A 14,348-nucleotide genomic window follows, 5' to 3' on the forward strand; every position below is an offset into this window, starting at 1 on the left:
GACATGTCGGACCCGCAGTCGCTGACCATCGCCAAGGGCCTCGCCGTCGCCGCCTGGATCCTGCTGATCCTGACGGCCGAGCGGGCGGCGCCGGCCGTGGTCCGGCGCGGCGGCTGGCCGCGGATCCTGCGCAATGCCGGGCTGTTCGCGGTGAATATCGGCCTGTCCCGCCTGGCGGTGATCCCGATCACCGTGCTGGCCGCCTCGATGACCCTGGACTGGCGGCCCGATTGGATGGCGGGCGGCTGGGCGCTGCTGGCCGACCTGCTGATCCTGGACCTGTGGATCTATGTCTGGCACCGGGCGAACCACGCGATCCCGTTCCTGTGGCGGTTCCACGAGATCCACCATCTGGACGAGTTCCTGGACGCGAGCTCGGCCGTGCGGTTCCACGCGGGCGAGGTGCTGATGTCGGCGGCGGTGCGGGCGGGGGTGATCGTGCTGCTGGACATCCCGCTCGCCTCGGTTCTGGCCTTCGAGACCCTGGTGCTGGTGGCGGCCGTATTCCAGCACTCCAATGTCCGGCTGCCCGCGGGGCTGGAGAAGGCGCTGTCGCTGGTCATTGTCACCCCGTCGATCCACTGGGTGCACCACCACGCGGTACGGCACGACACGGATTCCAACTTCGGTACCGCCCTGTCGGTCTGGGACCGGCTCTTCGCCACCCTCAGCCCGACCCCGCGCCGTCCGGAGATGAGGATCGGCGTCGAGCGGCTGCACGACACCGGCTTCCTCGCCCTGCTGGTCCGGCCGTTCCGCCGCGGGGCCGATCCCGGCTGACGGGTCGCCCCGGATTTCTCACACTTGCCTCACGGTTTCTCTATAGTGGGCGGCCTGATCCCACGCCGACCCTCCGGAGGCTTCCATGACCCGCTGGCTCAGCGCCGCCATCCTCGCCCTCGCGCTCGTCCTGCCCGCCGCGGCGGACGCGCAGACCGCGGCCACGGGCGGCAGCTCGTCGTCGGAGACCACGTCGTCCTCGACCAAGTCCGGGGCGAAGACCTATAGCGAGCCGGAGGTCGTCTCCGCCGCCAAGGACCTGTTCGGCGAGACCACGGAAGGCCTGGCCAAGGTCATCGAGAAGGTCTTCGCCGACATGGGCGAGCCGACCGCCTATATCGCCGGCAGCGAGTATTCGGGCGCGATCGTGGTCGGCCTGCGCTACGGCGAGGGCATGCTGAACCAGGCCGGCGGCGGTCAGACCAAGGTGTTCTGGCAGGGCCCGTCCCTGGGCTTCGACCTGGGCGGCAACGCGTCCAAGGTCTTCGTGCTGGTCTACAACCTGGACAGCCCGGACCAGATCTTCCGCCGGATCTCGGGCGTGGAGGGCTCCTACTACTTCTTCGCCGGGGTCGGCGTGAACTACCAGACCGACGGCGAACTGACCCTGGCGCCGATCCGCACCGGCGTCGGCCTGCGCTCCGGCGTCAATATCGGTTACCTGCACTACAGCCGGGAGTTCTCCTGGTACCCGTTTTGAGCGGACGGTAGGGCGCCGGCGCCCTACTTGCCGTTGCCGCCTTCGGGGAACGGCTTGTCCTGCTTCGCCTCGATCACGCTGCGGCGCACCTCGCGGGTGCGGGTGAACAGGTCCTGCAGCTTGTCGCCCTCGCCCCAGCGGATCGCCCGCTGCAGGTAGCTCAGGTCCTCGCTGAACCGCTGGAGCATCTCCAGAACCGCCTCGCGGTTGTTCAGGAAGATGTCGCGCCACATGATTGGGCTGGAGCCGGCGATCCGGGTGAAGTCGCGGAATCCGCCGGCGGAGAAGCGGATGACGTCCTGCTGCTCCTGGCCTTCCAGATCGAAGGCGGTGCCGACGATGGTATAGGCGATCAGGTGCGGCAGGTGCGAGGTCACCGCCAGCACCTTGTCGTGATAATCCGCCTTCATCTCCTCCACGATCGCGCCGCAGCGGGTCCACAGGTCCGCCACCTTGGCGACCGCGTCCCGGTCGGTGGTCTCGTCCGGGGTGAGGATCCAGTAGCGGCCGACGAACAGGTCCGACGAGCCGGCATCCGGCCCCGACTTCTCGGTGCCGGCGATCGGGTGGCCCGGCACGAAGGCGACGCTCGGCGGCATGTGCGGGCCGGCGGCGGCGACCACCGCGCCCTTCACCGAGCCCACATCGGTGACGATGGCGCCCGGCTTCAGATGCGGCGCCATGGCCTTGGCGATCGCCCCGAAGGCGCCGAGCGGGGTGCAGAGCACGACGATGTCGGCCTCGGCCACCGCCTTGGACGGCGCCTCGAAATAGGCGTCGGCCAGCTTCAGTTGCTCGGCCCGCTTGAGCGATTCCGACGACAGGTCGGCGGCGACCACCCGCTCGACCGCGCCGTACTTGCGCACGGCACGGGCGACGGAGGAGCCGAGATTGCCGATCCCGATGACCGCGAGGGTCCCGAAGACCGGCTCTCCGGAAGCGGCGGGCGTGGTCACGCGGGCACCCCGTTTAAGAAGTCGGCGAGGCCTTGGATCAGGGCGCGGTTCTCGTCCTCCTGGCCGATCGAGACCCGGATGAAGTCGTGCTCGCCGTAATCGGACATACTGCGCACCATGATGCCGCGCTTGGCCAGGAATTCCCGTGCCTCGGCGGCGGTCCTGCCGGCCTCGCTCGGGAAGCGGGTGATGAAGAAGTTGGTCACCGACGGGTACGGCTCCAGGCCCAGCTTCCTGAACTCGTCCTGCAGCCAGGGCAGCCAGGCGGCGTTATGCGCAACCGACTTCTCCTGGAATTCCAGATCCTTCACTGCCGCGATGCCGGCGACCAGGGCCGGGGTGTTGACGCCGTAGGGCGGCTTCACCGCGTAGAGGGTGGCGGCGATGTCGGCCGGGCAATAGGCCCAGCCCAGGCGCAGGCCGGCCATGCCGTACATCTTGGAGAAGGTGCGCAGCATGACCGTGTTGTCGGTCTCCTCCACCAGCTCGATGCCGGCGGTGTAGTCGTTGCGCTGGACGTATTCGGCATAGGCCGCGTCGAGCACCAGCAGCACCCGCGACGGCAGCTCCGCGCGCAGGCGGCGCACCTCCTCGGTCGGGACGTGGGTGCCGGTCGGGTTGTTCGGGTTGGCCAGGAACACGAGCTTCGTGCGCCCGGTCACCCGCGCCAGGATCGCGTCGACGCTGGCGGTGAAGCCGTCATCCGGTGCGGAGACCGGCACGCCACCGGCGATCTTGGTCGCCATCGGGAACAGCAGGAAGCCGTACTGGGTGTGGATCACCTCGTCGCCCGGCTCCAGATAGGCTTGCGTGAGCACCTGGATCAGCTCGTCGGAGCCGCAGCCCAGGATGATGCGCGACGGGTCGATGCCGTGCCGCTCGCCGATCGCCTCGGTCAGGCCGGAGGCGGCGACGGCGGGATAGGTGTGGATCTTCGACGCGATGCCGGCCAGGGCCTCCATCGCCTTCGGGGAGGGGCCGAGCGCCCCTTCGTTCAGGTTCAGGCGGATGATCCGCTGCAGGCTCTTCGGATAGCTCGTCGGCTTGTAGGCGGCGAGATCGGCAATAGACGCTTTCGGGGCCACGCTGGGCATAGGACGGTCCTCGGACGGAAGAATGGGGTCAGGTGCTCGTCTTCGAGCGGGAGGTCTCGGGCCGGGCGTAGGCGCCGATCAGCGCCGCGCCGGCCGGAATATGCCCGACCTCCAGGTACCCGTCGGCGGCGATCAGCGACCAGCGGGTCCCCTCGATCTCCGCGGTGTCCAGCGCGCCCTCGGCGGTGCCGCGCACGGCATAGAGCGTCACGTCGTCGCCGGACGGATCGGGGTCCTGCGGGGCGATGCCGTAGGCCGGCACGCCGCCGTTCCCGAAAAGCGGAAGCCGCGCGATGACGCGCGGCTTCTGGATGGACGAGTTCTGTTGCGAGCCCGAAACGAGCTGCGGCCACCAGCGCCAGCGGGAATCGGCCACGTCCGGCAGCACGGCCAGGGTCGCCCGGCCGCTCACCGCCGCGTCAATCGCCGCCTCGGCGCTGTCCACCAGTTCAAGCCGGGTCGCCGCCCCGCCGCGGTCGCGGGCGAGGTCGAGCGCGCACTCGGCGCCTTCGGGCGCGTAGACAACGGTCAGCGGATCGACCTGGCGGGCCAGGTTGGCGCCCAGGATCTCGCGCCAGATGCGCTCCAGGGTGGCGGTCGGCAGGTCGTCGCTGGCGGCCGAGCAGAGCCGGCGCAGGATCGCCGCCTCGCGGCCCGGGCGCAGATAGGGGCCCGACGCGTCGCCCTTGGCCGCGGCCACGCGCCGACCGATCGCAACCCGACTCTCGAGCAGCCCGAGCAGCTCGTCATCGATGCGGTCGATCTCGGCCCGGAGCTGGGCCAGCGAGGGCGCGACATCCGCCATGCGGTACTTCCTGGAGAAGGTCGGTCACAAGGAAACCGGCAAGACCTATCGGAGCGCGCCGATTAAGGCAAGCCGCGACGGAACGCTCTTGCGACCTTTCGCCCGGACGGGTTTTCGGTCTCCCGTCCGCCGCGCGGATTGGGTACCAAAGGGAAAAACCCCGGTTCCAAAGCCCGTGAGGAAGCGCCGACCATGACCAGCATTCCCTCCGATCCGTTGTTCGGCGATCAGTGGTACCTGCACAATACCGGACAGTCCGGCGGCACGGCGGGCCAGGACATCCGGGTGCTGGGCGCCTGGCCGGACTATACCGGCGCGGGCATCCGGATCACCGTGATCGACGACGGCGTGCGCTACACCCACCCGGACCTGGAAAGCAACTACGACGCCGAGAACGACCACAACGCCGTCACCGGCGAAGCCGACGCCACGCCGATCGCGGACACCTATTCCCACGGGACCCAGGTGGCGGGATTCTCCTCGGCGGCGGCCAATGGCGTCGGCGTCGTCGGCGTCGCCTATGACGCGGTCTTCACCGGCATCCGCATCACCGAGGAGAACGGCAGTTTCGGCGACGCCGCCCCGGCCTTCTGGCTGGCCAGCGATGCCGACGTGACCAACAACAGCTACGGCAACGAGATCTTCCTCCATGAGGAGGGAGCAGCCGAGGCGATCACCGAGACCGCGACCTTCGGGCGCGACGGCCTGGGCATCGTGCATGTGTTCGCGTCGGGGAACTCGCGGATCCAGGGCGTCCTGTCGACCCACGGGCCGGAGCAGAACCTGCCCAACCAGATCACCGTCGCCGCCACCGATGCGGACGGCCAGATCGCCACCTTCTCGTCGCCCGGATCGAACGTCCTGGTCGCGGCGCCGGGCGCCGGCGTGCTGGGTCTCAATGGCGTGGACGACGGCTACGACCTGACCGACGGCACGTCCTTCTCCGCGCCGATCGTGGCGGGGGTCGCGGCACTGGTGCTGCAGGCAAACCCGGCGCTCGGCATGCGCGACGTGCAGGAGATCCTGGCCTATTCGGCCTATGACACCGGCGCCGATCCGCTGACCCGCGCCGACATCCTGGCCGATACGGTCGGCAGCGAAGAGGCGCTCGCCGATCGGCCGGAAGTCTTTCGCACGGCCTTTGAGGCGGGGGTCTCCCTCGCCCTGTCCTATCCCTGGACGACGGTGGAGAACGGCGCCACCGACTGGAACGGCGGCGGGCTCACCGCCAGCCATGATTACGGGTTCGGCCAGGTCGACGCCCGCGCCGCCACCCGCCTGGCCGAGACCTGGGACGCCACGCCCAACACGGTCGCCAACCAGGCGGTCCATACGGTGACCTCGACGACGGCCGTGGCGGTGCCCGACGGCGATACGGCCGGGGTGTCCCAGTCCCTCAGCGTCGATGCGGCGATGGATGTGGAGTTCGCCGTGGTCGACGTGACCCTGCCCCACGGCGATCTCGGCCAGCTCCGGATCGAGCTGACCTCGCCGCACGGAACCACCAGCTACCTGATCTACAACCCGGATTTCGAGGCTTACGAGGTCCTGGCGCAGCAGGAAGGCCTGCTGGCGGAACTGCCGGATCAGACCTTCTTCGGGTCCGATTCCGCGATCCTGATGTCGACCCAGCATAACGGCGAGAGCGCCGCCGGCGCGTGGACCCTGAGGGTCACCGACACCGAGACCGGAACGGTCGGCACCCTGGAGAGCTGGAGCCTGACGCTCTATGGCGACGGGACCACGACCGACGACCGCTATGTCTATACCGACCAGTACGCCACCCTGGCGACGGCCGATGCGGGCCGCAGCGTCCTGGTCGATGCCGACGGCGGGACCGACGCCATCAATGCCGCGGCGGTCAGCGGGCCGGTGGCGATCTATCTGGACGGCACGGTCGGCAGCATCTACGGCGCCGGCTTCCGGGTCGCCGAGGGAACCGAGATCGAGAACCTCTATACCGGCGACGGCGACGACCTGCTGGCCGGCTCGAGCCTGGCCAACCTCCTGGTGGCCGGGCGGGGCAGCGACAGCCTGATCGGCGGGGCGGGGGACGACATCCTGGACGGGGGCCGCGGGCTCGATACCGCCCGGTTCGCCGGCCTCTCCACCTCCTACACGATCGGCGTCTCCGGCGGCGACACCGTCATCGAGGGTGCCGACGGACGGGACATCCTGCGCAATACCGAGATCCTCGCCTTCGACGACGGGAACCGGCTGTCCGCCGCCCCGGTCTTAGTGAACGAGATCGGCTTCGACGCCGCCTTCTACCTCGCCAGCAACGACGACGTCGCCGCCGCCGGCTTCGACACCGGCACCGCCTATCTCCATTACCTGTACCATGGCGGCTTCGAGGACCGGGCGCCGAACGCGCTGTTCGACAGCGGCGACTACCTGGCGGCCAATCCGGACGTGGCGGCGGCCGGGATGAACCCGCTGCTGCATTATCACCGGTACGGCTATCTGGAGGGCCGGGAGGCCGGCGGGCTTTTCGATGCCGAGGCCTATCTGGCCGCCAACCCGGACGTCGCCGGCGCCGGCATGGATCCGCTGCTGCACTACCTGGCCCATGGTTTCGGCGAGGGACGGCTGTTCCAGTCGGACCCGTTCTTCGGCTAGCGGAGTGCCCGGAATTAAAGACAAAATACAATCAATATGAATGAAAACATACTCATAAGGACGAAACAGAAGCGTAATCGCTCTGTCATTCCGCGTGGATAGCTTGGCCGCTTCCGTTCCTGGCCAGAATGAGGCTGTCGCATGCTCGCGTTCGTCCGGTCCCATCTGAACGTCAAGCTGACCGTCGCCCTGGCCCTGACCCTCTGCCTCGTCCTCGGCGCCCTGGCCGGGGTCTACGTCACCGTGGTGACCACGCTGATGGCCGAGCAGGAATCGCGGGCCGGGCTGCTGCGGGACATGAACGCCGAGCTGCGGGCCGAGGTCTTCGGGCTGCAGAAGAAGCTGATCGCCGTTCCCGACCAGCTCCAGACCGATCCGCTGCCGATCCTGCTGGCCTGGGCGGAGCAGACCTATCCGACCGAGACCCGGCGGTATGAGGGCCGCGACCGGATCGTCGAGCGCTTCACCAAGCGCGGCGAGCGCCGGGACGTGCAGCAGCCGGGCGGCATCGTGGTCAAGGAGACCGAGGGCGGGGTCGGCATCGCCTATGGCCTGTTCGAGGGCGACGCGTTCACCGACACCGTCGAGGAGGTCGTGCTGGCTGGCGCCGACCCTGCCGTTGTGGCGGCCAGGGCGGAGGAGCTGACCGGGGCGGCGGCGAGCCCGGACGCCCTGACGCGCAAGGTCGCCGAGCTGAAGAGCGCGATCGTCGACGAGGCGCTGGCGGCGGAGACCACCCGCAACGCCATTCTCGGCCAGATCGATCACATCCACGATGCCGAGCTGAAGGTGGAGCAGACCTTGACCCGGGCGCTGGTGCTGATCGCCGCCGTCAGCCTGACCGGCATGCTGGTGGCGAACGTCGCGGTCTGGGCCGTCATGCGCTACCTGGTCACCCGGGCCCTGTCGCGCCTGTCGACCGCCCTGCGGGCCATCGCCAGGGGTGAGGAGGCCGAGATCACCGATACCGACCGGGTCGACGAGATCGGCGCGCTGGCCGGCGGCATCCAGAGCTTCCAGGCGGCCCTGGACGAGATCGACCGGATGCGGGTCCAGCGCGAGGCCGAGCGCGCCGCGCGGGAACGCCAGCTCGCCGAGCAGCTCTCCACCCTCAGCTCGGAGATCGAGACCGGCATGGGTGCGCGCGTCTCCGTGGTGACCGACAGCGTCGAGCAGCTCGTGGCGATCTCGGCAGAGCTGAACGCCCTGGCGAGCGACACCCTGTCCCGCTCGACCGAATCCCACGCCCTGGCGGAGGAGAGTGCCGCCTTCATCCAGGATGTCCGCGCGGTGGTCCGCAACCTGAGCGACACCGCCCAGCACATCGCCCGCGACGTGCGCGGCCAGCGGGTGCTCACCAGCGAGGTCGCCGCCGAGGCGGACAACGTGGCCGGCGCCATGGCCGACCTGACCGCCGCCGCCCGCCAGATCGGTAGCGTCGTCGGCCTGATCCAGGACATCGCCGAGCAGACCAACCTGCTGGCCCTCAACGCCACCATCGAGGCCGCCCGCGCCGGGCAGGCCGGGGCCGGCTTTGCGGTGGTCGCCGGCGAGGTGCGCACCCTCGCGGGCCAGACCGCCGAGGCCACCTTGCGGATCAGCAAGGAGGTCGGCGGATTCCGGGCCAGCATCGAGCGGGTCTCCGACGCGGCGGGCGCCATCCAGGAGCGGCTGCGCTCCGTCGACAGCGGCATGGGCGAGGTCGCCGACGGGATCGAGAGCCTGAGCGAGAAGACGGAGACCATCACCGGCACCGTGGAGGACGTGGCCGACCGCGCCCACCGGGTCGCCGGCGTCAACGAGGGCGTGGCCAGTGCCGCGGAGAAGACCGGCTCCATGAGCGGCACCATGTCCGACTCCTCCAACCGCATCACGGAGGCCCTGGCCGACATGCGGGTCCATCTGCGCCAGATCCTGGCCAATGCCGGGGCCGGGGCGGCCGCCTGACGGCGGCTGAGGCGGATTGCGGCCATGGGCAAGCCGGCGATCCGCTCTTAGGATGGCGCTCCCTTTGCCGTCCGGAGCCTCGCCATGACCCTCGACACCGACCTCTCCCGCCCGGGCGTGCTGCGCGCCGGCATCAATCTCGGCAACATCCTGCTGGTGACGGGCAAGGCGGCGAACGGCGATCCGGAGGGGGTGGCGCCGAGCCTGGCCGGGCTGATCGCGAAGCATTTGGGCCTGGAGGTGGCCCTGGTGCCCTTCGCCTCGCCGGGCGAGGTGGCCGACGCCCTGGCCGAGGACGCCTGGGACATCGCCCTGATCGCCGAGGAGCCGGAACGGGCCAAGACCATCGCCTTCGTCGACGCCTATGTGGAGATCGAGGCGACCTACATGGTGCCCGAGGCCTCGCCCCTGAAGACGATCGCCGACGTGGACGCGCCGGGGGTGCGGATCGCGGTCTCGGACCGCTCGGCCTACGACCTGTACCTGTCGCGCACCCTGAAACACGCGGAACTGGTGCGGGCCAAGGGTCTGCAGGGGGCGCTGGACCTCTATGTGACCGAGAAGCTGGATACGCTCGCCGGCCTGCGTCCGGCGCTGAAGGAGAACGCGGCCGAGCTGGGCGGCCAGCGGATTCTGGAGGGTCGCTACACCGCCGTGCGCCAGGCGGTCGGCTCCAAGCCGCAGAACCAGGCCCTGCAGGCGGCCATCAAGGATTTCCTGAAGACCGCGAAGGCCGACGGCACCGTCGCCGGCCTTCTGGAAAAGTTCGGAGTCCAGGAGAAGCTGAGCGTGGCGTTCTGACCGCAGGGTATGCTGTCAATTGGACAGTCTGAACCGCTCCAATACCTCATTAGCCAGTTCGTTGTTTGAGCCGAGCTCACACATCGCGAGGAAAGTCATAAAGTCGTATGCAAGAACAGCTTTCATTGATTGAATGATTTCGTCTAGGTCGTAATTTGGGCCAATATCGTCCTCTGATAGTCGCCTTGAGGCTTGTTCAAATCCAGAATGCGTAAATCCGCAAGCGGCATGCCATATAGATTTTTTACTCGCGCTCAGTATTCCAGATTCAAATCCTGCGGTCTTTTCAATTCGATCTATTAAATACTGCACTGGTTTAATGTCTTTGGATTTTATAAATTTTTTGATTTCTCTTTCATCCGCACATCTCTGGATCCATAAACCTCGAAGATAAGATTCGAAAAGCGGGCGAACCAGCGCTAAACCTGATCCAAAATATCGTAACTTGAACAATACCATTATACTCTTATGGTGTTCGCGCGCTTGATCAAAAATAGCAGCGGACAGCAAGCTTTTCCGATCTGTCGGAACATCAATATCTTGTTTGGAATCTAGCCAAATAATATTTGAATCGTTCAATGCGATTTGGCGCATTAATCTTCGGATTTGTTCATCTTTCGACATTTTTCAATATTGCCACGGTTGTTGGCTCTTTAAGCTACAGTATCAAGGCCACTATGCGAAATATTGATAGCGATTAGACGTGTCCTACCCGCCGAAATGCTGGACGATCTTGCCGGATCCGAGCGCCCTGATCGCGAAGTCGAAGGTGCCGCTGTCGCGGACCTCGCCGGCGGCCTCGATCAAGGCGGTATAGGCCGCCCGGGCCAGGGCGGGGCCGGTGCTGATCCGCGTCACGCCGGCGGCGGTCAGCTCGTCCACCGAGAAGGTGCGGCCGGGGATGCCCATCATCACGCTGACCGGCTTGGAGACCTCCTTGCAGACCGTGCGGATGGCGTCGAGGTCGGGCAGGCCCGGGGCGAAGAGCACGTCGGCCCCGGCCTTCTCGAAGGCCTGCAGGCGGCGGATCGTATCGTCCAGGTCGGGCCGGCCATGGAGAAAATTCTCGGCCCGGGCGGTCAGCACGAAGCCGCCGGCCACCTTGCCCGCCATCTCGGCCGCCGCGGCGACCCGCTCGACCGCCTGGTCGAACCCGTAGATCGGCGCGTCCGGCTTGCCGGTGGAATCCTCGATCGAGCCGCCGGCGAGGCCGGTGCCGGCGAAGCTGTGGATGGTCTCCGCCACGCCCTCGGGGCTGTCGGCGAAACCGTTCTCCAGATCGGCGGAGACCGGCAGGTCGGTGGCGCCGACGATGTCGCGGCAATGGGCGAGCACCCGGTCCGGGGCGACCTTGCCGTCCCCCAGCCCATAGGCGAAGGCCATGCCGGCGCTGGAGGTGGCGAGCGCCTTGTATCCCAGGGACGCGAGGATGCGGGCGGAGCCGATATCCCACGGATTGGGGATCACGAAGGCGCCGGGTTGGGCGTGAAGCTGTCGGAAAGCGTCGGCGGATGAGGCGGCGGATGAGGCGGCGGTCGACATGGCGGAGACCTCGTTGCGGTCGCGGGATGCAGCGTGCAGGTGGGGACGGGGCGGCCGGGGCCTAGGGACCAAGCGGGCGACCGGCCCATGGGACAAGTGCAGCGGGAATACGGGCCGGGGGTTACGGGCCGCGGGCGGCGAAATGCCCTTCGATCTCGGCGAACCCCATCGCCCGGTGGGCGAAGCGGAAGCTGCCCTCGCCCGCCATCTCGCGGGCGGCCTCGATGAACGCCCCGTAGGCGCGCCGGGCCAGGGCCGAGCCGACGCTGATCCGCCGCACCCCGGCCGCCGCCAGTTCGTCGGCGTCGAAGGTCGCGCCCGGCATGCCCATGACCACGTTGACCGGCCTGGTGACGGCCGAGCAGACCGTCCGGATGGTCTCAAGATCGTACAGCCCGGGGGCGTAGAGCACGTCGGCCCCGGCGGCCTCAAAGGCCTGGAGCCGCCGGATCGTGTCGTCCAGGTCGTCCCGGCCCCAGAGCAGGTTCTCGCACCGGGCGGTCAGCACGAAATCGCCGGGCACCGCGCGGGCGGCCTCCACCGCCGCGGCGATGCGGTCGACCGCCAGATCGAACGGGTAGATCGGCCGGTCCGGATCGCCGGTATGGTCCTCGATCGAGCCGCCGGCGAGGCCGGTGGCGGCGGCCGCGCTGATGGTCTCGGCCACGCTTTCGGGACTGTCCCCGAAGCCCTTCTCCAGATCGGCCGAGACCGGAAGCGGGGTGGCGGCGACCAGGCTGCGGCAATGGTCCAGAACTTGGTCCGGCGTGGCCTGTCCCTCGCGGATCCCCAGGGCGAAGGCCATGCCGGCGCTGGTGGTGGCCAGCGCCTTGAAGCCCAGGGCCGCGAGGATGCGGGCGGTGCCCACATCCCAGGGATTGGGAAGGATGAAGGCGCCGGGCCCGTCGTGAAGGGCCCGGAACGCGGATGCTGCCTGGGTCACGGGTCGAGCCCTTGCGCGATTGCGAACGGCGCAACCCTAGACCCAGAACGAGAACAAAGCAAGAACTTTTGCGCGACCTACGCGATCTGGTCGCCGGTCGCGAGCACCCGGTTCTTCACCAGCGGGGCGGAGAAATCCCGGAAATCGGCCATGAAATCGGCGTTCTTGTGCTCCTCGAAGGCGGCCGCGTCCTTGTAGACCTCCCACAGGTGGAAGGAGCCCGGCGCGTCGTGGTCGGCGCTGACCGAGAAGCCGAGGCAGCCGGATTGGGTCAGGCTGTTCTTGGCGTGCTGCTTCAGGCGGTCGGCGAAGGCGTCGGCGTCCTTGGCATCGACGACGAGGTTCACGGCGACAACGTACATGCGGGATCTCCTCCGGGCGTTTGATTGGTTTTGGGTAGGCGGTCACTCAGGATAGCCGGGCAGGCGGCGTCCAGATACAGGCTGCGCGGCGCCGGCGCGGGGGTCGGCCGGGGGGCCGTGATCAGATCGCGGGCCCGGGCCAGCACCCGCTTGCGGTCGCGGCGCACGGCATAGACCTGCTTCTGCGCCTCGATCATGACGACCCCGGCGAAGGTGTTGAACCACCGGTCGCCGATCCGCTCTATTGCCGGAGCGGATCGAATCAGCAGGCCGCTGACATAGGGCGGGGTGTAGACCGAGTTGACCGTGCGGGTCGGGGTGAAGCGGTTGTCGCGCAGCAGGCGGGAGAGCTGGCCGACCGTGTAGGGCTGGCCGTGGCCGAACGGGGTGTGGTCGAAGCGGGCCCACAGGCCGCGGCGGTTCGGCACGATGAACAGGATCCGCCCGTTGGCCGCCAGCACCCGCCACAGCTCGCTCATCATCGCCGCCCGCTGCTCGGTGCCCTCCAGGGCGTGGGTGACGATGATCCGGTCGACCGAGGCGTCCTCCAGCGGCAGCTCGCCCTCGTCCACCAGGGCGGAGAGGTTCGGCCCCTCCGGCGGCCAGGGCAGCACCCCCTGCTGCGCCGGCATGAACGAGAGCACCCGCTCGGCCTCGCCGCGAAAGGGCCGCAGGTACGGCGTGGCGAAGCCGAGGCCGAGCAGCGTCTGGCCGCGCAGGTCCGACCACAGCTCGCGCACCTGGCGCCGGATCATCCGCCGCGCCAGGTGGCCGAGGGGCGAGTCGTAGAAATCGCGCAGATCGACGGCATCGCTGAACATGGCGGGAGCCTAGAGCATTTCCGGCGGGAATGCCGCGCCCCATTGTTGATCGACGTCGCCGAGGGAGCGGCGCGCTGCGTTGTCGGGCGCCGCGGCGGCGGCGGTTCCGCGCATGAGGGCGGCGACGGCGGCTTGGTCCTGACATGCGTCAGGACGACGAGACGTCCTGTCGCTCCTTCCCCGTCATCCTGACAATCCATCCGCCGTCATCCTGAACTCGATTCAGGATCAAGCCGCGGACGACGGCGGAATCCCTTGGGTCCCGGCCGACACTCGGATCAATCCCGGATTAAATCCGGGACGGGCGCCGCCGGGATGACGGAAAGAAACAGGAGGGGCAGGCGTCACCGGCAGAACGTGATCGACCCCTCGGCACAGACCCGTTCGCCGTCGATCCAGGTCGCGCCCGACAGGTCGGCCCGGTAGAAGTCCACGTCGCGGACCCGCGCGCCGGTCAGGTCGGCGCCGCGCAGATTGGCCGACACCATGCGCGCATCAGCCAGGTCGGCCCCGGCGAAGCTGGCGCCCTGGAGGTCGGCCTGGCTGAAATCGGCGAATTTGAGCTCCGCCCCCTCGAAGCTCGCCCGCTTCAGGTCGGCGCCGAGGAACCGGGCGCGGCCGCCCTGGACCCCGTTGAAGGTCGAGCCGGCGAGCTTGGCCCGGTTGAAGCTGGAATCGTCCAGCCGGCCGCCGCTGAGGTCGATCTTCTCCAGATCCACCCGGTCGAAGCTGCAGCGCCGCCAGTCCACCCCCGGGGCGGGCGGATCGGTGCAGGCGGCCAGCGCCGGCTGGCTGCCGAGCAGCAGGAGGAAAGCCGGTAGGAGCAGTGCGGGCAGACGCGGCATATCGGCCTCTGTGCGCGGGGCGACGGCGGCCGGCGCGCCCGTTGGACCACGCAACCCGTTCCGGCGCCCGTCGGTTTCTGAACCTCGAAAGCGTCGGGCGGGAGACTATCACGGGGATCGGATCAGCAAAGGG

General features: G+C 68.4%; 14 protein-coding genes. 5 read left to right on the top strand and 9 right to left on the bottom strand.

The features are described from left to right. Nucleotides 1-3 precede the first annotated feature (3 nt). Nucleotides 4-780 (top strand): sterol desaturase family protein, encoded by a 777-nt coding sequence (locus tag ACOQOP_RS18810; protein ID WP_420563346.1) that lies wholly within the window; start codon nt 4-6, stop codon nt 778-780. An 85-nt stretch (nt 781-865) separates the two neighbouring features. Further along, on the top strand, nt 866-1,480 hold the full coding sequence (locus ACOQOP_RS18815) for a DUF1134 domain-containing protein (RefSeq protein WP_420563347.1): 615 nt from the start codon (nt 866-868) through the stop codon (nt 1,478-1,480). Between the two features lie 23 nt (nt 1,481-1,503). Here the strand turns inward: ACOQOP_RS18815 and ACOQOP_RS18820 are convergent, their stop codons facing one another. The 3 genes from ACOQOP_RS18820 to ACOQOP_RS18830 are packed head-to-tail and all read right to left on the bottom strand — an operon-like array spanning nt 1,504 to nt 4,335. Next, nucleotides 1,504-2,436, bottom strand: a complete 933-nt coding sequence (locus ACOQOP_RS18820) for a prephenate/arogenate dehydrogenase family protein (protein WP_420563348.1) — start codon at nt 2,434-2,436, stop codon at nt 1,504-1,506. Beyond that, entirely contained in the window at nt 2,433-3,530 is a 1,098-nt protein-coding gene (gene hisC / locus ACOQOP_RS18825; RefSeq protein ID WP_420563349.1) for a histidinol-phosphate transaminase, read from the bottom strand. Before hisC ends, ACOQOP_RS18820 begins: the two co-directional genes overlap by 4 nt. A gap of 28 nt (nt 3,531-3,558) precedes the next feature. Next, on the bottom strand, nt 3,559-4,335 hold the full coding sequence (locus ACOQOP_RS18830; RefSeq protein ID WP_420563350.1) for a chorismate mutase: 777 nt from the start codon (nt 4,333-4,335) through the stop codon (nt 3,559-3,561). Nucleotides 4,336-4,527: 192 nt separating this feature from the next. On the opposite strand from ACOQOP_RS18830, the gene ACOQOP_RS18835 reads away from it, so the two are divergent. The 3 genes from ACOQOP_RS18835 to ACOQOP_RS18845 all read left to right on the top strand — a co-directional run bounded on the left by ACOQOP_RS18835 (nt 4,528) and on the right by ACOQOP_RS18845 (nt 9,702). After that, a complete protein-coding gene (locus tag ACOQOP_RS18835; RefSeq protein WP_420563351.1) occupies nt 4,528-6,954 on the top strand; it encodes a S8 family serine peptidase in 2,427 nt (808 codons plus the stop codon). 141 nt (nt 6,955-7,095) lie between these two features. Next, a complete protein-coding gene (locus tag ACOQOP_RS18840; RefSeq protein ID WP_420563352.1) occupies nt 7,096-8,901 on the top strand; it encodes a methyl-accepting chemotaxis protein in 1,806 nt (601 codons plus the stop codon). Between the two features lie 84 nt (nt 8,902-8,985). Beyond that, complete coding sequence (locus tag ACOQOP_RS18845; protein ID WP_420563353.1) at nt 8,986-9,702, top strand: transporter substrate-binding domain-containing protein; 717 nt, start codon at nt 8,986-8,988, stop codon at nt 9,700-9,702. A 15-nt stretch (nt 9,703-9,717) separates the two neighbouring features. Here the strand turns inward: ACOQOP_RS18845 and ACOQOP_RS18850 are convergent, their stop codons facing one another. The 6 genes from ACOQOP_RS18850 to ACOQOP_RS18875 form a co-directional block, all read right to left on the bottom strand. Then, nucleotides 9,718-10,326 carry a DUF6988 family protein gene (locus ACOQOP_RS18850; RefSeq protein ID WP_420563354.1) on the bottom strand — a complete coding sequence of 203 codons (609 nt, stop codon included), beginning with the start codon at nt 10,324-10,326 and terminating at the stop codon, nt 9,718-9,720. 84 nt (nt 10,327-10,410) lie between these two features. Next, a complete protein-coding gene (locus ACOQOP_RS18855) occupies nt 10,411-11,244 on the bottom strand; it encodes an isocitrate lyase/PEP mutase family protein (protein WP_420563355.1) in 834 nt (277 codons plus the stop codon). A gap of 121 nt (nt 11,245-11,365) precedes the next feature. Continuing rightward, nucleotides 11,366-12,187: an isocitrate lyase/PEP mutase family protein gene (locus tag ACOQOP_RS18860; RefSeq protein ID WP_420563356.1), complete on the bottom strand. Its 822-nt coding sequence runs from the start codon at nt 12,185-12,187 to the stop codon at nt 11,366-11,368. A 77-nt stretch (nt 12,188-12,264) separates the two neighbouring features. After that, a complete protein-coding gene (locus ACOQOP_RS18865; RefSeq protein ID WP_420563357.1) occupies nt 12,265-12,549 on the bottom strand; it encodes a putative quinol monooxygenase in 285 nt (94 codons plus the stop codon). After that, nucleotides 12,531-13,370 (bottom strand): class I SAM-dependent methyltransferase, encoded by an 840-nt coding sequence (locus ACOQOP_RS18870; RefSeq protein WP_420563358.1) that lies wholly within the window; start codon nt 13,368-13,370, stop codon nt 12,531-12,533. Before ACOQOP_RS18870 ends, ACOQOP_RS18865 begins: the two co-directional genes overlap by 19 nt. Nucleotides 13,371-13,714: 344 nt before the next feature. After that, nucleotides 13,715-14,215 (bottom strand): pentapeptide repeat-containing protein, encoded by a 501-nt coding sequence (locus ACOQOP_RS18875; RefSeq protein WP_420563359.1) that lies wholly within the window; start codon nt 14,213-14,215, stop codon nt 13,715-13,717. Nucleotides 14,216-14,348 lie beyond the last annotated feature (133 nt).

The organism is Thalassobaculum sp. (assembly GCF_965223715.1).
Classification (GTDB): Bacteria; Pseudomonadota; Alphaproteobacteria; order Thalassobaculales; family Thalassobaculaceae; genus Thalassobaculum.

Excerpts from the sequence above, each read along its gene's own strand:
- ACOQOP_RS18855 (WP_420563355.1), bottom strand. The coding sequence starts at position 11,244 with ATGTCGACCGCCGCCTCATCCGCCGCCTCATCCGCCGACGCTTTCCGA.
- ACOQOP_RS18845 (WP_420563353.1), top strand. The coding sequence starts at position 8,986 with ATGACCCTCGACACCGACCTCTCCCGCCCGGGCGTGCTGCGCGCCGGC.
- ACOQOP_RS18835 (WP_420563351.1), top strand. The coding sequence starts at position 4,528 with ATGACCAGCATTCCCTCCGATCCGTTGTTCGGCGATCAGTGGTACCTG.
- ACOQOP_RS18815 (WP_420563347.1), top strand. The coding sequence starts at position 866 with ATGACCCGCTGGCTCAGCGCCGCCATCCTCGCCCTCGCGCTCGTCCTG.
- ACOQOP_RS18850 (WP_420563354.1), bottom strand. The coding sequence starts at position 10,326 with ATGTCGAAAGATGAACAAATCCGAAGATTAATGCGCCAAATCGCATTG.
- ACOQOP_RS18810 (WP_420563346.1), top strand. The coding sequence starts at position 4 with ATGTCGGACCCGCAGTCGCTGACCATCGCCAAGGGCCTCGCCGTCGCC.
- ACOQOP_RS18870 (WP_420563358.1), bottom strand. The coding sequence starts at position 13,370 with ATGTTCAGCGATGCCGTCGATCTGCGCGATTTCTACGACTCGCCCCTC.
- ACOQOP_RS18865 (WP_420563357.1), bottom strand. The coding sequence starts at position 12,549 with ATGTACGTTGTCGCCGTGAACCTCGTCGTCGATGCCAAGGACGCCGAC.
- ACOQOP_RS18875 (WP_420563359.1), bottom strand. The coding sequence starts at position 14,215 with ATGCCGCGTCTGCCCGCACTGCTCCTACCGGCTTTCCTCCTGCTGCTC.
- ACOQOP_RS18830 (WP_420563350.1), bottom strand. The coding sequence starts at position 4,335 with ATGGCGGATGTCGCGCCCTCGCTGGCCCAGCTCCGGGCCGAGATCGAC.
- hisC (WP_420563349.1), bottom strand. The coding sequence starts at position 3,530 with ATGCCCAGCGTGGCCCCGAAAGCGTCTATTGCCGATCTCGCCGCCTAC.
- ACOQOP_RS18840 (WP_420563352.1), top strand. The coding sequence starts at position 7,096 with ATGCTCGCGTTCGTCCGGTCCCATCTGAACGTCAAGCTGACCGTCGCC.